The 12,658-nt window shown below is 69.5% G+C and carries 14 protein-coding genes and 1 tRNA gene; 8 read left to right on the top strand and 7 right to left on the bottom strand.

Features of this window, described 5'->3' with window-relative positions:
- Positions 1–23: 23 nt before the first annotated feature.
- Complete coding sequence (locus HLA95_RS21500; protein WP_222184475.1) at positions 24–242, bottom strand: hypothetical protein; 219 nt, start codon at positions 240–242, stop codon at positions 24–26.
- Positions 243–711: 469 nt separating this feature from the next.
- Positions 712–797: transfer RNA gene (locus tag HLA95_RS21495), tRNA-Ser, on the bottom strand.
- Positions 798–914: 117 nt separating this feature from the next.
- Here HLA95_RS21495 and HLA95_RS21490 point away from each other — a divergent pair.
- The gene (locus HLA95_RS21490; RefSeq protein ID WP_223861472.1) at positions 915–1,601 is read left to right on the top strand and encodes an RluA family pseudouridine synthase; all 687 of its coding nucleotides are present in this window, start codon (positions 915–917) and stop codon (positions 1,599–1,601) included.
- Here HLA95_RS21490 and HLA95_RS21485 read toward each other — a convergent pair.
- The 5 genes from HLA95_RS21485 to HLA95_RS21465 are packed head-to-tail and all read right to left on the bottom strand — an operon-like array spanning position 1,574 to position 3,870.
- On the bottom strand, positions 1,574–1,873 hold the full coding sequence (locus HLA95_RS21485) for a YceI family protein (RefSeq protein WP_255513166.1): 300 nt from the start codon (positions 1,871–1,873) through the stop codon (positions 1,574–1,576). The genes HLA95_RS21490 and HLA95_RS21485 overlap by 28 nt on opposite strands.
- 29 nt (positions 1,874–1,902) lie before the next feature.
- Positions 1,903–2,046, bottom strand: a complete 144-nt coding sequence (locus tag HLA95_RS21480; protein ID WP_191059244.1) for a hypothetical protein — start codon at positions 2,044–2,046, stop codon at positions 1,903–1,905.
- A gap of 44 nt (positions 2,047–2,090) precedes the next feature.
- The gene (locus tag HLA95_RS21475; RefSeq protein WP_191059243.1) at positions 2,091–2,648 is read right to left on the bottom strand and encodes a cytochrome b; all 558 of its coding nucleotides are present in this window, start codon (positions 2,646–2,648) and stop codon (positions 2,091–2,093) included.
- A gap of 11 nt (positions 2,649–2,659) precedes the next feature.
- Positions 2,660–3,247 carry a YceI family protein gene (locus tag HLA95_RS21470; RefSeq protein ID WP_191059242.1) on the bottom strand — a complete coding sequence of 196 codons (588 nt, stop codon included), beginning with the start codon at positions 3,245–3,247 and terminating at the stop codon, positions 2,660–2,662.
- A gap of 35 nt (positions 3,248–3,282) precedes the next feature.
- Positions 3,283–3,870 (bottom strand): YceI family protein, encoded by a 588-nt coding sequence (locus tag HLA95_RS21465; RefSeq protein WP_191059241.1) that lies wholly within the window; start codon positions 3,868–3,870, stop codon positions 3,283–3,285.
- Between the two features lie 126 nt (positions 3,871–3,996).
- Here HLA95_RS21465 and HLA95_RS21460 point away from each other — a divergent pair, with 126 nt between their 5' ends.
- The 7 genes from HLA95_RS21460 (at position 3,997) to dctP (ending at position 12,059) form a co-directional block, all read left to right on the top strand.
- Complete coding sequence (locus HLA95_RS21460) at positions 3,997–4,917, top strand: LysR family transcriptional regulator (protein WP_322100158.1); 921 nt, start codon at positions 3,997–3,999, stop codon at positions 4,915–4,917.
- Positions 4,918–4,969: 52 nt separating this feature from the next.
- Positions 4,970–6,220: a paraquat-inducible protein A gene (locus HLA95_RS21455; RefSeq protein ID WP_223861473.1), complete on the top strand. Its 1,251-nt coding sequence runs from the start codon at positions 4,970–4,972 to the stop codon at positions 6,218–6,220.
- Entirely contained in the window at positions 6,217–7,893 is a 1,677-nt protein-coding gene (locus tag HLA95_RS21450) for a PqiB family protein (RefSeq protein WP_191059238.1), read from the top strand. Before HLA95_RS21455 ends, HLA95_RS21450 begins: the two co-directional genes overlap by 4 nt.
- Positions 7,893–8,534: a PqiC family protein gene (locus tag HLA95_RS21445; RefSeq protein ID WP_191059237.1), complete on the top strand. Its 642-nt coding sequence runs from the start codon at positions 7,893–7,895 to the stop codon at positions 8,532–8,534. The genes HLA95_RS21450 and HLA95_RS21445 overlap by 1 nt, the downstream gene beginning before the upstream one ends.
- A complete protein-coding gene (rfaD, locus tag HLA95_RS21440) occupies positions 8,531–9,511 on the top strand; it encodes an ADP-glyceromanno-heptose 6-epimerase (protein ID WP_191059236.1) in 981 nt (326 codons plus the stop codon). Before HLA95_RS21445 ends, rfaD begins: the two co-directional genes overlap by 4 nt.
- Positions 9,508–10,956 (top strand): D-glycero-beta-D-manno-heptose-7-phosphate kinase, encoded by a 1,449-nt coding sequence (gene rfaE1, locus HLA95_RS21435; RefSeq protein ID WP_222184469.1) that lies wholly within the window; start codon positions 9,508–9,510, stop codon positions 10,954–10,956. Before rfaD ends, rfaE1 begins: the two co-directional genes overlap by 4 nt.
- Before the next feature lie 107 nt (positions 10,957–11,063).
- Complete coding sequence (gene dctP / locus HLA95_RS21430) at positions 11,064–12,059, top strand: TRAP transporter substrate-binding protein DctP (protein WP_191061978.1); 996 nt, start codon at positions 11,064–11,066, stop codon at positions 12,057–12,059.
- Positions 12,060–12,658 lie beyond the last annotated feature (599 nt).

Raw genomic sequence — 12,658 nt, 5'->3', positions numbered from 1 at the left:
TTGTGGTCGCTCTTCGGCTTGCCTCACGTCTGCACCACCACCACCGCGACCTCATCCGCGGGCCCAGGGACACTTCTGAGGGCAGCCACAAGGAATCTTAGGGCTTCCGTCAGCTGGTATTCGTCGTCCCCGAGAGCAGCGCAGTGAGCTTCAAACTCTGCGACATCCGCCCTGGTGGCGCCGTCACTGAAGGCGGCCACTGCCGCATCCTGATAGGCTGCCGTCCTGCGCGCGAGCTTCATCAACCCCTCTGTTGCACGCGAAGAAAATGCTTCCACGCTACACAAAGATTGCAAGCAAAGCGATGTTTCCGCGCTGTTGATGTTTCCGACTTGCGCAGTCATTCCGCGGCCATTAAACATCAAGTCAGCATCACACATGGAATTAGCCCTTCCAGTGAGGTGTCAGGGGCCACGGTAGAGCACCCACTCCACTGTGGTCCCGCCCTATCAGTTCGATAGGATCTCGGCACGCTGCCTTATTCATTGATACTGGTCAAGAGCACCATTTGGCACAGAAGGTGCATGAATGCTATGGCCTGCGGTGTCTTTGGGATGGATAGCGGTCTCGCGCTCAGTCCTGCCGCAGGAGAGGGCACGCTACACGGGGCCCATGGCTACGCACCTCCCAACCGGCATTCCTACCGGCCCTGGGAGCCCTGGCACTAACTGATTGTATCTGTTAGGAAACCGTCGTCAGCCGATAAGCAGCTACAGGACAGGGATTCGAACCCTGGGTACCATCGCTGGTACAACGGTTTTCGAGACCGCCCCGATCGACCACTCCGGCATCCCTCCGAGGCGCGTGGTGATGTAGCGTCCGCCGGGCGAGGCCGCAAGGATGGGATGATGGTTCGGGGTGATTTGCCGGCGGGTGGGCGTCGGAAGGGGCGGTGGCGGCCGGTGGAGGGGCCGGTGCCGGCCGAGGCGCAGGCGCTGCAGGGGCGGGTGCTTCATCGTGACGAGATGGTGCTGGTGATCGACAAGCCGGCGGGGCTGCCGGTGCATGCCGGGCCTAAGGGCGGGGCGACGCTGGACGCGCTGCTGCCCTGGCTGGCGTTCGGCAAGGGGCGGCCGCCCGGGCTGGCGCACCGGCTGGACCGGGACACGTCGGGCTGCCTGGTGCTCGGGCGGACCAAGCCAGCGCTGGCACGGCTGGGCGAGCTGTTCGCCAAGGGGGCCGTGACCAAGACCTATCTGGCGCTGGTCACGGATGCGCCGGGGCTGGAGGATGGGCGGATCGACCTGCCGCTGGCCAAGCGCAACCAGGCGCGCGGGTGGTGGATGGAGCCGTCGGAGCAGGGGCAGGCGGCGGTAACCGATGTGCGGGTGCTGGCGCGCGGGAACGGGGTCGCGTTGGTGGAGGCCAGGCCGCGGACCGGGCGGACCCATCAGATCCGGGTGCATCTGAAGGCACTGGGTGCGCCGCTCCTGGGTGACCGCATCTACGGGCAGGACCGGGAGGCGGGGCGGCTGATGCTGCATGCCCGGGCGATCGAGCTTCCCTGGCTGGCGGGCGTCACCATCCAGGCCGAGGCGCCTTTGCCGGATGACTTCGACCGGCAGCTACGCCGCTATGGGCTGGCGGTCGCGGTGAGCTGAAGGCTGATCCGCACCTCGTTGCCGACCAGCGGCAGGAAGGCAGTCATGCCCCAGTCGCTGCGGGACAGGCGGGTGTGGCCGGAGAACCGGACCTGCCCGTTGCCGTCCGGGGCCTGAAGCAGCTTGGTTTCCACGGTCACCGGTTTGGGCACACGGATCAGGTCGAGGGTGCCCAGGGCCACCGCCCGGTCACCGCCGTCGGGGTAGGCGGCGGTGGTCCCGAAGCGGATCTCGGGGAAGGCCGCTGCGTTCGGGAAGGAGGTGCCGCGGATAACCTCGTCCCGCTTGCGAAATGCCGTGTTCAGCGACGCGGCATCGAGCGCCTGTTGCGGATGATCGGGCGCAGCTGGCGCACGCGCATGGTCCCGGTCGCCGCGGCAAGGCCGGTGGCGTCGACCGTGAACTCGATGCGGGTCCGGTCGGGATCGATCGCATGGTCTCGCACCGCCGCGTCCGCACGAGGTGCGGCCGGCAGGAGCAGGACGACCGTCAGCGCCCGAACGGGATCATGCGCAGCAATACCTTGTCCTTCGCGACGAAATGATGGTGCAGGGCCGCGCCGGCATGGGCGACCAGGACAACGGCCAATGTCATGGCGAGACCGTAGTGCGTCCATCGCAGCAGCGTGTAGGCCGTCTCGGAGGGGGCGATCGGGTGGGGGACCGGGATCGTTTCGAAGATCACGGTCGGGATCCCCAGCGGGGACGCGGCGCTCATCAGAAAGCCGGTCACCGGCAGGCCCAGCAGGAGCAGGTAGAAGGCGAGGTGCGAGAGATGCGCCCCCAGGCGGTGCAGGCGGCTCATCGTGGGCGGCAAAGGCGGCGGCGGGTCGTAGATCCGCCAGGCCAGGCGCAGCAGGGCCAGGCCGAACACCACGAAGCCGAACGACTTGTGCAACTGGTAGAGCTCGTACTGCCAGAACAGGTCCTGGGTCTGGCCGACCATGTACCAGCCCAGTGCCCACAAGGGGATGACCAGCGCGGCCATCCCCCAGTGGAAGCTCTTGGCTACGAGGCCGAACCGCTCAGGGCCGTTGCGCAGTCGCATCGGGCCGGATCTCACCGGGCAGCAGCCTGGAGGTCGAACGCGACCAGCACCTCCAGCCCGATCATGGTGCCGGTGGCGAACTGGCCGGTGCCGACGCCGAAATCGGTCCGGGTGATCGGGACGCTGCCGGTGGCATGGGCCTGGTCGCCATCGATCGTGATGGTCGCCTCGTGGCTGAGTTCCTGGGTCACCCCCTTCAGCGTCAGTTCGGCCTCGACCTGGTAGCGGTCGTCGCCGAGCGGCGCGAACGAGATGGTCCGGTAGACCGCCTCGGCCACGCTGCCCGCGTCGAGGAAGTCCGGGCCCTTGGCCTGCCCGTCGCGCTGGCTGTCGCCGGACGCGAACGAGCCGAGATCGACCGTCACCGTGACCCTGGACTGGTCCAGCGCGGCCGGATCGAAGCTCACCTCCGCCGCGAAGCGCTCGAAGCGGGCCTCGATTGGGGTCTGGCCCTGCTGGATGGTCACCGTCAGGGTGCTGGCGGCGGGGTCGACCACCCAGTCCTTCGCCATGGCCGGGCCCGGCAGCGCCGCTGCCAGGCACACCAGCGCCACGGCCGGCAACCGGGCGGCTCGGACCAACCAAGTCCGCAGGTTCATGATGCCATACCTCGTCGGGTTCCGGGGCGGCCGGCTCACTCGGTCTTGGCGGCCGCGGGGCTGGTCTCCGTGTCGATCCGCACCGTCAGCTCGTCGCCGACCGCCGGAACATAGGCCGATACGCCGAAGTCAGAACGCTTGATCACGGTGGTGACGGTGAAGCCGGCCGTGTCTGCCTTGGTCATCGGGCTCGGCTCCAGCTTGTTCAGCTTCACGTCCAGCACCACGGGCTTGGTCACGCCCTTGATCGTGAGGTCGCCCGTCACCTTGGCGCTGTCGTCCCCCGCCGGCTCGACCTTGGTGCTCTGGAAGGTGATGGTCGGGAACTGCGCGACATCCAGGAAGTCGGCGCTCTTCAGGTGCTCGTCGCGCTTGGCGAACAGCGTGTCCAGGCTGTCGGCCTGGATGGTGAAGGCGACCGACGAGACCTCGGGGGCCTCCGGGTCGAGGCTGAGCTCGCCGGTGAAGTCGCGGAAGAAGCCGTGCACGGTCGAGTAGCCGAGATGGTCCACCGTGAAGGTGATCGCGGTATGGCTGTTGTCGATCGCCCAGGGCGCGGGTGCCGCCAGGACGGGCGCGCCCAGCGGGAGGGACAGGACGGCGGCGAGCAAGAGCTTCTTCATGGCGACGACTCCTGGCAATAACGAGGGCGCTCGGGCCCGGAAATCAGCGTGAGGCTGCCACGCCCGCCCGTCGGCCGACAGGCCACATCGGTTCGACGGATTGTTTCTTCCCAAGGGATGATGGCTGTGTCATCCGCTCTGGCCATGGACCAACTCACCGGCATGCGGGTGTTCGCCACCATCGTGGACAAGGGCGGCTTCGCCCCGGCGGCCGCGGCGCTCGGCATGTCCAAGACCATGGTCAGCAAGCATCTGGCGGCGATCGAGGACCGCCTCGGCGTGCGCCTGCTCAACCGCACCACCCGCAAGATCGGCCTCACCGAGATTGGGGCGGAATATCTGCGCCGCTGCCAGGAGATCATCCAGCTCGTCGACGAGGCGGACGGAAGGCTGCTCGAGAGCCACGACCGCCCGCGCGGCCTCCTGCGGGTGAACGCGCCGGTGACCTTCAGCGAGCGGCATCTGGCCCCGTCGATCGCCGAGTATCGCCGCCGCCACCCCGAGGTGCAGGTCGACCTCGTGGTCAACGACCGGGTCATCGACCTGATCGAGGAAGGCTTCGACATGGCGGTGCGGATCGGGCGGCTGAAGGACAGCACGCTCGTGGCCCGCCGGCTGGCTCCCGCCCACATGGCGCTGGTCGCCTCGCCCGCCTATCTGGCCGCGCGCGGCCGCCCGGAACGGCCGGAGGACCTCGCCCAGCACGACTGCCTGATCTACGCCTACTCGTCGGAGCGCGACGAGTGGCGCTTTGCGGATGCGGATGGCCCCAGGACGGTACGGGTCAAGGGCCCGGTCAGCAGCAACAACGGCATGATCCTGATGCAGGCCGCCATCGACGGCCAGGGGATCGTGGTGCTGCCGACCTTCATCGTCGGCGATGCGCTGCGCGACGGGCGGCTGGTCGAGATCCTGGCGGACTACCGCCCGCAGGACCGGGCGATCTACGCGGTGTTCCCCGCCAACCGGCATCTTTCGCCCAAGGTGCGCAGCTTCGTCGACTTCCTGGTGGAGCGGTTCGGCGGGAGGCCCTACTGGGAGCCATGAGCAGCAGCACGGCCCGCCAGTACCGGCAGCAGGCCGGCACGGAGCACCGGTGATGGTGGCCGCCGCCATTCCACCCGGCACAGCTGCACCCGACGCTTGCGTGCTGGCCTGCCATGACTGCGGCAGGATCCAGGCCGTGCCCGCGGGCGACACGCAGCACCAGTTCCGCTGCCAGCGCTGCGATGCCGATCTCGGCGCCTTCGCCGGCGGGCTGGACGCGCCCGTGGCCCTGCTGCTCGCAGCCGCGATCAGCTTCGTGGTCGCCAACACCATGCCGTTCATGACCCTCGCCATCGAGGGCTTTACCCAGTCCACCACCCTGCTCTCGGCGAGCCGGGCGCTCTGGCAGGCGGACATGGCGCCGCTGGGCGCCCTCGTGTTCCTGGTCGCCACCCTGGCACCCGCCCTGAAGATCCTGGGCCTGCTCTATGTGCTGGTGCCGCTGCGGCACGGCCATCGCTGGCCGCTGGCCGGGATGATCTACCGGTTCGTCGGCGGGGTGCGGCCCTGGGCGATGATGGAGATCTACCTGCTCGGCATCATCGTCGCCTACGTCAAGCTGATCGACCTGGCCCATATCGAGCTGGGCATCGCGGTCTACGCCTTCGTCGCCACCGTGCTGCTGGAAATCGCCGCGGAAGCGAAGACCGAGCCGATGGCGGTCTGGCACGGGCTGATGGCCCAGGCGGGGCCAGGCGTGCTGCAGGTGCCGAGCGGCCGCCGGCTCATGAGCTGCCATGCCTGCCGCCAGATGCTGCAGGTGCCGGCCGGATCCGAAGGTACCAGGTGCCCGCGCTGCCGGGCCCCCGTCCACGGCGACGATCCGGATGCCTGGAAGTCCTCCCTGGCCCTCCTGCTGGCCGCGGTCGTGCTCTACGTCCCCGCCAACGTGCTGCCGGTCATGACGGTGATCTATTTCGGCTCCGGCCAGCCGGACACCATCCTGAGCGGGGTGGTGGAGCTCTGGCAGATCGGCATGTATCCCGTGGCGGCCCTGGTATTCACTGCGAGCATCCTGGTGCCGATCCTCAAGATGCTGGCGCTCGGCTGGCTGATCCTGCCGCCTGGCCGGAACATGGACGTCGCCCGGCGCAAGACCCGCGTCTATCGTCTGGTCGAACTGGTCGGGCGCTGGTCGATGGTCGACATCTTCATGATCGGGACGCTGACGGCGCTCGTTCACCTGGGCAACGTGGCCACGGTCGTCCCCGGCACCGGGGCGATGGCCTTCGCGGCGGTGGTTACCCTCACCATGCTCGCCTCGGCGGCCTTCAACCCGCACTTCCTCTGGCACCGGGCATGAGCGATCCGACGATGCAGCAGCCGGAGCCGGCCCGCGCGGTGCCGCGCGCGCGCAAGACCTTCGGCATCGTCTGGCTGGTGCCGCTGATCGCCCTGGCCCTGGCGCTCTGGGTCGGCTGGGCCAGCTGGAGCGCACGTGGCCCGGTGATCACCGTGACCTTCCAGACCGCCTCGGGCATCGAGGCGGGCAAGACCAGGCTGCGCTATCGGGACATCGATGTCGGCCAGGTCGACTCGGTCACGATCGCCCAGGACCTCCGATCCGTCGACGTCACGATCCAGGTGCAGGCGGAGGCAGAGCGGCTGATCAGCGAAACCAGCCGGTTCTGGGTGGTGCGGCCGCGCTTTGGCGGCGGCCAGATCTCCGGGCTCGAGACGCTGGTCTCGGGTGCCTATATCGAGCTGGATCCAGGTGCCGGTGGCGCCGCCGAGACGACATTCAGCGGCCTGGAGACGCCGCCGCGGGTGCGCTCGGACATGCCCGGCCGCCCCTTCGTCCTGCGGGCCGCCAGCCTCGGCGGCGTGTCGATCGGCAGCCCCGTCCTGTTCCGCGGCATCACCGTGGGCGAGATCACCGACGTCGAGCCGCCGACCGACCGCGAGGATCTCGCCATCCACATGTTCATCCGCCAGCCTTATGCGGAGCTGGTGCGCACGACGAGCCGCTTCTGGCGCGAGCGCGGCATCGATTTCAGCGTCAGCGCCGAAGGCGTGCGCTTCTCGATCGGCAATTTCGAGACGCTGTGGCGGGGCGGGGTGGTGTTCGATGCGCCGCCGGGCGGCGAGATCGCGACCGCGGGCCAGTCATTCGCCCTGTTCGACGGGCCCGACAGCCTGGACCAGGGGGCGATCACCGAGCGTGTGCCGCTGGTTTCCTATTTCGAGGGCTCGGTGCGCGGTCTCACCGTGGGCGCACCCGTCGAGGTCCGGGGCATCCGCATCGGCACGGTCCGGGAAGTCCGGCTGGACTACGATGTCGCCACCCACCGGCTGCGCATCCCGGTGATCTACGAGATCGAGCCGCAGCGTGTCCGGCTCGTCCATGCGGACGAGCTGACCACGAGCGAGGAGGCCGGCGAGGCGCACGCGCAGCTGGCGGCCCTGGTGGAACGCGGCCTGCGCGCGCAACTGGCGACCGGCAACCTGATCACCGGCCAGATGGTGGTGTCGCTGGACCTGGTGCCGGACGCGCCGCCGGCCGAGCTGGGCCAGGAGGGCGAGCTTGCGGTGATGCCGACCATCCCGAGCAGCCTGGACACGCTGGAACGCTCGCTCACCGGCATCATGGAGAAGGTGGCCGAGCTGCCGATCGCCGACCTGACCGAGCAGCTCCGCGCCACGGCCGCGTCGATCGCGTCGATCGCAGGCTCGGGCGAATTGGAGAATTCGCTGGCGAACCTGAACCAGGTGCTGGTGCGGCTCTCGGACCTGACCGGTAACCTGGACCGTTCCGCCACGCCGCTGCTGGCCGAGCTGGAGCGCACCGTGGGTGCGCTCGGGGATGCGGCCCGCTCGGCGGACAGCCTGATGGGCCCGCGCTCGACCACCCAGCGCGACCTGAACCGGCTGATGAGCGAGCTGACCCAGACCGCGCGTTCGGTGCGCGACCTGGCCGATTATCTGGAGCGCCATCCCGAGGCGCTGCTGCGCGGCAAGCCAGGAGGCCGGTACTGATGAGAAACCCAGCGAGGCTCCCCGCCCGCACTTCGGCTGCCTGGATCCTGGCCGCCTGCATCCTGGCAGGCTGCGCCGGCACCACCGCACCGACCCGTTACTACCAGATGATCCCGACCGTGGAGATGGACACGGCGGCCAGCTCGCCGACCGGGCTGCTCGGCATCTCGCCGGTGGGCTTTCCCGACTATCTGGACCGGCCGCAGATCGTCACCCGGGCCACGGAGACCCGGATGACCATGTCCGAGTTCGACCAGTGGTCCGAGCAGCTGGAGCTGATGTTCAACGAGGTGCTGACCGAGAATTTGCGCCGGCGCCTGGGCGGCGAGCATGTGGTGGCCGTGCCGAACAATCGCGGGCTGGAACCCAGCATCGAGCTCGACCTGAACGTGCTGCGCTTCGACGTGGACGCGGCCGGGCGCATCACCCTGGATGCCCGCTGGCGGATGTTCGACCGCGACGGCCGGCTGCTGCTCACCGGGCACAGCCTGCTCTCGGAACAGGCCACGCCCGGCGACTATGGGGCGATCGTCGACGGGATGAGCCAGGTGGTGGCCGACCTGAGCGGCGAGATCGTGGCACGGCTGGCCGACGCGGTGGCGGAAGCCGGGCCCGGCAACGAGCGGAGGCGATCGTCGTGATCCTGGTGACCGGAGGGGCGGGCTTCATCGGCTCGGTGCTGCTGGCAGCGCTGGATGCGCGCGGCCTGCCCGACCTCGTCTGCTGCGATCGCCTGGGCAGCGGCGACAAGTGGCACAACATCGCCAAGCGCCGGCTGGCCGACGTGATCCGCCCGGACGCGCTGTTCGCCTGGCTGGACCGCCATGCCGGCGAGGTCGAGGCAGTGTTCCACCTGGGCGCCATCTCGTCGACGGACGAGCGCGATGCGGACCTGATCGTCCAGGAAAACATCCGCACCACGCTGGACCTGGTCGACTGGTGTACCCGCCACCGCACCCGGCTGGTCTATGCCAGCTCTGCTGCCACCTATGGCGACGGCGAGGCCGGCTTCGACGACGATCCCGCCCGCTTCGGCGAGCTGCGCCCGCGCAACGCCTATGGCTGGTCCAAGCTGATGGTCGACCGGCGGATCGTGGAGCTGGCCGCGCGCGGCCAGAAGCTGCCGCCGCAATGGGCCGGCCTCAAGTTCTTCAACGTCTATGGCCCCAACGAATGGCATAAAGGCGGCCAGCAGTCGGTGGTGCCGCAATTCCTGAAGCAGATCCAGGAGACCGGTGTCTGCCGGCTGTTCAAAAGCCACCGCGAAGGGGTGGCGGACGGCGACCAGCGCCGTGACTTCGTCTGGGTGGACGACGTGGTCCAGGTGATGCTGTGGCTCTACGACCACCCGGACCGTTCCGGCATCTTCAACGTCGGCAGCGGCCGCGCGCGCAGCTTCCTGGAGCTGGCCCATGCCGTGTTCGGGGCGGTTGGCAAGGAGCCGGCGATCGAGTTCGTCGACATGCCCGAGCGGCTGCGCGAGCACTACCAGTACTTCACCGAGGCCCGGCTGGACCGGCTGCGCGCCGCCGGCTGCCCGCTCCAGCCGACGCCACTGGAGGAGGGGGTCAGGCGTTACGTGCAGGACAGCCTGCTGCGCGCGGACCCTTATCGATGAACCCGACGATCACGAGCGAGACCCTGCTGCACCGCCTGGCGGACGTGCAGGTCATGGTGATCGGCGACCTGATGCTCGACCGCGCGGTGTTCGGCCAGGTCGGACGGATCTCGCCCGAGGCGCCGATCCCGGTCCTGGAAATGGGCCGGGAGGAGACCAGGATCGGCGGGGCGGGCAACGTGGTCGCGAACCTCCATGCGCTGGGTGCCCAGGTCGCCGCGGCCGGGATGGTCGGTGCCGATGCCGAGGGTGACGAGATCGCCGGGATGCTGGCCGAGCTGGCGCCGGCCGGTGCGATCCTGTGGCGCCAGGAGGGCCGCGCCACCACGGTGAAGACCCGCTACTGGGGCGGCGGCCAGCAGCTCCTGCGGGTGGACCGGGAGAACCGGGCGGTGCTCAACCAGGAGGGCATCGCGACGATCCTGGACTGGCTGGACGAGAAGATCGGCGACGTCCGGGCGATCGTCCTGTCGGACTATGCCAAGGGCGCCCTGCCGCCGGCACTGGTGGAGCAGGTGATCGCGCGGGCGCGGGCGGCGGGCCGGCCGGTGCTGGTCGATCCCAAGGGCCGCGACCATGCACGCTACCGCGGTGCCACCGTGCTGACGCCCAACCGGCGCGAGCTCGCCGAGGCCAGCGGGGTCCCCGCCGGGGACGACGGTGCCGTCGAGCATGCCGCCGAGGCCCTGCGGACCGCCACCGGGGTCGATGCCGTGCTGGCGACGCTGGGTTCCGACGGCATGCTGCTCGCGACCAGTGCGGGCGCCACTCGGATCCCGGGCATCCGCCGCGAGGTGTTCGACGTGGTGGGTGCCGGGGACACGGTGATCGCGACGCTTGCCGCTGGCCTGGCCGCGGGCAGCGATCTGGCCGAGGCCGCCAGGCTCGCCAACCTCGCGGGCTCGATCGCGGTGACCCGGATCGGCACGGTGCCGGTCGGCCGCGCCGACCTGATGGCGGCCCTGGCACCGGCGCATGGCAAGGTGGTGGAGCTGGAGCGTGCCGCCGAGATCGTCGCGGATGCGAGGCGCAAGGGCCGGCGGGTCGGCTTCACCAATGGCTGCTTCGACCTGCTCCATGCCGGCCATGTCGCCTATCTGCACGCCGCCCGGGCGCGCTGCGACCTGCTGGTGGTCGGGCTGAACGACGACGCCTCGGTCACCCGCCTGAAGGGCCCAGGCCGGCCGGCCAACCGGCTGGCGGATCGGGCGCGAGTGCTGGCCGCACTGGCCGATGTCGACCTGGTGGTGCCGTTCGCGGAAGACACGCCGCTGCGCCTGATCACCACGCTGCGCCCCGAGCTCCTGGTCAAGGGTGCCGACTATCGCCCGGATCAGGTGGTGGGGGCGAAGGAACTGGCCGAGTGGGGCGGCGAGCTCTACTTGGCGGAGATCCAGCCCGGCCTGAGCACGACCGCCCTGCTCGAGCGCGGGCCCCGGCACTGACGGCCGTGGCTTCCATGCATCGGATGTGTGCCCCTAAGGGCGATACCCTGGCCGCGCCCGGGTCGGTGCGCCAGATGATCGCCATGCACTCCCCGAGGATCCGGCCGATGGACCGCCGCAGCTTCCTGGCATCCGGTGCCGCGGCGGCGGGATCCGTGGCAGCGCCGCGCGCCCTGCGCGCGCAGGAACAGGTGCTCCGCTTCAGCCATGCCGAGGCGCCAACCACGCCCAAGGGCCGGGGTGCGGAGCTGTTCCGGCAGCGGATCGAGGCGCTGACCGGCGGCCGGGTGCGGGTGGAGCTGTTCCCCAGCAGCGAGCTCGTGCCCCCGCAGGAAGAGATGGAGGCGCTGGCGCTGGGACAGGTGCAGATCATCGCACCGCCACTGTCCCACTTCGGCCGCTATGCCAAGAGCTTCCAGCTCTTCGACCTGCCCTTCCTGTTCCGCTCCACCGCGATGTTCGACCAGTTCCAGGCAAGCGAGGCGGCGCTGGCCCTGCGGGTCTCGGTCGAACGCCTGGGCTTCGTGGGCCTGGCCTACTGGCGGGAGGGGCCCAAGCAGCTCTCCGCGGCCCGGGCGCTCCGGCTGCCCAAGGATGCCGACGGGCTGCGCTTCGCCACGGCCGCCTCGGTGCCGCTGGCCCGCCAGTTCGAGATCCTCCGTGCCGTACCGGTGCCGCTGCCCTACGCCGAGTTCCGCGGCGCGCTGGCGAATGGCCAGGTCGACGGCCTGGAGACGAGCTGGGCCAGGCTCGCCCGGGACGAGTTGTTCCGGCTCCAGCCCTTCATGACCGAAACCGGCCACGGCGTGCTGGGCTCCATGCCGGTGGTGTCCACCGAGTTCTGGCGAGCATTGCCCGAGGACCTGCGCGCCGCGTTCCGGACTGCGATGGACGACGCCCGCCAGGAGGTCGCCCGGCTGGCCGACCAGGACAACCGGGACGCCCGGGACGCCATCCTGCGCTCGGGCGCCACCCAGGCGGTCGCCCTTCAGCCGGACGAGCGCCAGGCCTGGATCGACGCGACCCGGCCGGTCGTCACCGAGTTCCAGGCCGAGATCGGCGAGGATCTGGTGCGCGCCGTGGAGCGCGCCGCCGCCGGGTAGGTCATTGTCGCCAGAGCCGGTGAACCGCTGCCTTGTGCCCCTGCTGCCACCGCAGGAGCCGCAATGCCGGCTCGCCCGGGCCGATGCCCGGTGACTTGGCCTGCCGGCCGAGTTGATGAACCGGCATATCGCGTGGCGCAGGCTCCGACACTGGACGAAGATCGGCCTCTGAAGCCGTATCCTTCCTGCCTTGCACCCTTACGGCAGGAGTGCGTCGCTCCCTCGATGGGCAGGTATCCGGTCGACCTGGGACCTGCTGCCGTCATGTCCGCAAAGATCTGGACTGGGCTTTACCGGAGGTTAACACTCCGGTGGCAAGCTCCCGCTGCACATTGCCCTGGCCCTGCGGAGACTGCCGCGAAATCCTGGCCTTGGCCGTGCTGCTGTGATTCGATCCTGCCGATCAGGGCGGGAGGCGGCCGATGGTGCGCAAGGCGGTGGGTCAGGTGAGCCTGGTGGAAGCGCTGCTGCCGGCAACCTTCGGCAGCAACCAGCGCCTGGAGCGGATCAGGACGCAGGTAGACTGGGTGCCGATCGAGGCATTGTTGCAGCCCATGCGTCGGTCACCGACTGGACGACCTGCCTATCCACCGCTGGTC

Origin of the sequence: Geminicoccus harenae (assembly GCF_019800005.1) — a bacterium.
Classification (GTDB): Bacteria; Pseudomonadota; Alphaproteobacteria; order Geminicoccales; family Geminicoccaceae; genus Geminicoccus; species Geminicoccus harenae.
Note: the sequence above shows the minus strand (reverse complement) of the source record. Positions and strands in the feature narration are given on the sequence as shown.

Bases quoted from the DNA above. Each gene is read 5' to 3' on its own strand.
- HLA95_RS21500 (WP_222184475.1), bottom strand. From the start codon at position 242: ATGAAGCTCGCGCGCAGGACGGCAGCCTATCAGGATGCGGCAGTGGCC.
- HLA95_RS21475 (WP_191059243.1), bottom strand. From the start codon at position 2,648: ATGCGACTGCGCAACGGCCCTGAGCGGTTCGGCCTCGTAGCCAAGAGC.
- HLA95_RS21470 (WP_191059242.1), bottom strand. From the start codon at position 3,247: ATGAACCTGCGGACTTGGTTGGTCCGAGCCGCCCGGTTGCCGGCCGTG.
- HLA95_RS21465 (WP_191059241.1), bottom strand. From the start codon at position 3,870: ATGAAGAAGCTCTTGCTCGCCGCCGTCCTGTCCCTCCCGCTGGGCGCG.
- HLA95_RS21455 (WP_223861473.1), top strand. From the start codon at position 4,970: ATGGTGGCCGCCGCCATTCCACCCGGCACAGCTGCACCCGACGCTTGC.
- HLA95_RS21450 (WP_191059238.1), top strand. From the start codon at position 6,217: ATGAGCGATCCGACGATGCAGCAGCCGGAGCCGGCCCGCGCGGTGCCG.
- HLA95_RS21445 (WP_191059237.1), top strand. From the start codon at position 7,893: ATGAGAAACCCAGCGAGGCTCCCCGCCCGCACTTCGGCTGCCTGGATC.
- rfaE1 (WP_222184469.1), top strand. From the start codon at position 9,508: ATGAACCCGACGATCACGAGCGAGACCCTGCTGCACCGCCTGGCGGAC.
- dctP (WP_191061978.1), top strand. From the start codon at position 11,064: ATGGACCGCCGCAGCTTCCTGGCATCCGGTGCCGCGGCGGCGGGATCC.